Annotated in this window: 2 protein-coding genes; both read right to left on the reverse strand. The window is 72.5% G+C overall.

Annotated features, from left to right (window positions below; translation table 11 throughout):
• Nucleotides 1–521, reverse strand: a 521-nt coding sequence (locus ACF088_RS41395) for a TetR/AcrR family transcriptional regulator (protein ID WP_392381141.1), incomplete at its 3' end; no start/stop codon positions are given.
• Nucleotides 522–583: 62 nt separating this feature from the next.
• The coding region (locus tag ACF088_RS41400) for a diiron oxygenase (protein ID WP_392381142.1) at nucleotides 584–1,031 on the reverse strand (448 nt) is incomplete at its 5' end.

Genomic DNA, 1,031 nt, shown 5'->3' on the forward strand with positions numbered 1-1,031 from the left:
TCCAGCCAGATCAGCGAGGCCGCCTCCACCGCCGTGATCCACATCCGGACGGTCATGCGCAGCCGGGGGCCGGACTCGGTGACGTCCAGGTGGCGCATGATGTGGTCGGCCGCGGCCCGGCGCACGCCGTCCACGATGCCCGAGGTCCGCGAGGTCTCCACCACACTGCCGCCGCGCAGCAGGGCGCTGAAACCGGTGTCGTGCTGGTCGACGAAGGTGAGGTAGCGGTCCAGGGCGCGGGACAGCCGGGCCAGCAGCGGGCCCTCGCGGGGTTCGTCGAAGCAGAGCCGCAGCTCGTCGGCGGCGGACCCGAGCGCGGCCTCGTACAGCTGCTGCTTGCCGCCGGGGAAGTACCGGTACACCAGCGGCCGCGAGACCCCGGCCTGCTCGGCCACGTCGTCCAGGGAGACCTCCTCCGGGGGCCGGTGCGCGAAGAGGGTGAGCGCCGCCTCCAGCAACTGGACGCGGCGCTCCTCGACGCTGAGCCGGCGGTAGGCGGGGGTGGAGGCCTGCGGGGTCATGAACCGCAGCGTAACCCGCACAACCGGGCGCCCACCCATGTCGGCGGAGCGGACCGGCCGGACTAGGCCAGCAGCCCCGACGACCGCCACAGCCTGCGGCCGGCGCCGCGCAGGACGCCGATGTCGTCCAGGAAGTCGGTCAGGCGCTTCGCGCCGGTCTGCATGATCTCCTTGCGGTGGCCGCTGGCCTGAACCTGGGCCAGGGCCTCCCGCTTGTCGAGGCCGACGTTCGTGTAGACCTCGGGGTTGATGAAGGCCTTGGAGAAGACGCGGGCGAACTCGCCGGAGGTGACCCGGGTGAACTCCTGCGACCACTTCGGTGCCGTCACCATCTGCCGCCGCAGCTCCTCGCGGGCGTACCGCACGTGCCGGGCCTCCTCGACGACGTGGATGCGCGTGACGCCGCGGATCAGCGGCTGGACCCGCTCGTCGGGGAAGGTCAGCCGCTGCATCCAGTCCAGGACCTCCTCGCCGAGCAGCGTGGCGGTGAAGGAGCCGGGCGTGGTGGAG

This window comes from Streptomyces sp. NPDC015125, from assembly GCF_043080045.1.
Classification (GTDB): Bacteria; Actinomycetota; Actinomycetes; order Streptomycetales; family Streptomycetaceae; genus Streptomyces.